At 69.9% G+C, this 1,710-nt stretch carries 1 protein-coding gene and 1 pseudogene; both read right to left on the bottom strand.

Annotated features, from left to right (window positions below; genetic code table 11):
- Positions 1 to 443, bottom strand: a pseudogene (locus tag ACWGIU_RS37245) (type VI secretion protein); the annotation flags it as partial.
- A gap of 2 nt (positions 444 to 445) precedes the next feature.
- Positions 446 to 1,710, bottom strand: a 1,265-nt coding sequence (locus ACWGIU_RS37250) for an ATP-binding protein (protein WP_453712490.1), incomplete at its 5' end; no start/stop codon positions are given.

Consider the following 1,710-nt stretch of genomic DNA (forward strand, 5'->3'; position numbering starts at 1 on the left):
GGGCCCCCGGACCCCCGCGCCTGAGACACCGGCGGGGCCGGGGCGGTGACCGCTTCGGCCTGCGTGAGGTGGTGGGCCAGGGCGCGGCGGGACTTGGTGCGGGCGATCACGCCGATGGCGAAGACGGTGAGTACGAACATCACCAGGAGCTGGCTGACGAACAGGCCCCAGAAGAGGCCCCAGCCCGACAGGGCCGCCGGGTCGGTGTCCGGCCAGGCGGCCGGGATGTCGTGCGGTTGCGCTATCAGCGCGCGGACGGCCCCCGGGGTCCGGGTGAAGGTGACCGTGTCGGGCCAGGCGCCCTTGGCGAAGACGGCGGCGAGGCCGGTGGCCGACCAGACGAGGACGGCGAGGCCGAGGAGGAAGGCCAGGAGGCCGACCAGGAGGCCGTCCGGGATGCCGCCGCCGCGCGCGGGGGGCTCCGTACGTCGTGCGTCGTGCATGGTCAGGCCACCGTGGTCGCGGATCCGGGGCCGCCGCGGCGGCGTTCGATGGACAGGGCCCTTTCCTCCGCCTCCAGTTCGGCGGCGAGCATGTCGGCGGGGAGGCGGATGGGGGCGGAGGACTCGGTCATGGCGCGGTCGGTGAAGACGAGGGGGCGTTCGGCTTCGGTGATCAGGTGTTTGACCACTTGGACGTTGCCGTTGACGTCCCAGACGGCGATGCCGGGGGTGAGGGTCGGGATGATTTCGACGGCCCAGCGGGGGAGGCCGAGTACGCGGCCGGTGGCGCGGGCCTCGTCGGCTTTCTGGGCGTAGATCGTGCGGGTGGAGGCCATCTTGAGGATGGCCGCGGCTTCCCGCGCGGCGGCGCCGTCGACGACGTCGGAGAGGTGGTGGACGACGGCGACGAAGGACAGGCCGAGGCGGCGGCCGAACTTCAGGAGGCGCTGGAACAGCTGGGCGACGAAGGGGCTGTTGATGATGTGCCAGGCTTCCTCGACCAGGAAGATGCGCTTCTTCCGGTCGGGGCGGATCCAGGTGTGTTCGAGCCAGACGCCGACGATCGCCATGAGGATCGGCATCGCGATGGAGTTGCGGTCGATGTGGGAGAGGTCGAAGACGATCAGTGGGGCGTCGAGGTCGATGCCGACGGTGGTGGGGCCGTCGAACATGCCGCGCAGGTCACCGTCGACGAGTCGGTCGATGACGAGCGCGACGTCGAGGCCCCAGGCCCGGACATCGTCTATGTCGACGTTCATCGCGAGGGCGGATTCGGGTTCGGGGTGGCGCAGTTGTTCCACGATGTCGGTCAGGACCGGCTGGCGCGTGGTGATGGTTTCCACGACGTAGGCGTGCGCGACCTTCAGGGCGAAGCCCGCGCGCTCGTCCAGGCCGTGGCCCATGGCCACCTCGATGATGGTCCGGAGCAGCGCGAGCTGTCCGGTCGCGGTGATGGCCGGGTCGAGGGGGTTGAGGCGGATCCCGTCGTCGTTGGCGGCGATGGGGTCCAGGCGGATGGGGGTTATTCCCAGCTGCTGGGCGATCAGGTTCCACTCGCCGACGCCGTCCTCGCCCTGGGCGTCGAGGACGACGACCTGGCGGTCCTTGAAGCGGAGCTGGCGTAGGACGTAGGTCTTTTCGAGGGCTGATTTTCCGTTTCCGGATTCGCCGAGGACCAGCCAGTGGGGGGCCGGGAGCTGTTGTCCGTACAGCTGGAAGGGGTCGTAGATGTAGCCCTTGCCGCTGTAGACCTCGCGGCCGATGATGA

This window comes from Streptomyces sp. NPDC054840, assembly GCF_053611065.1.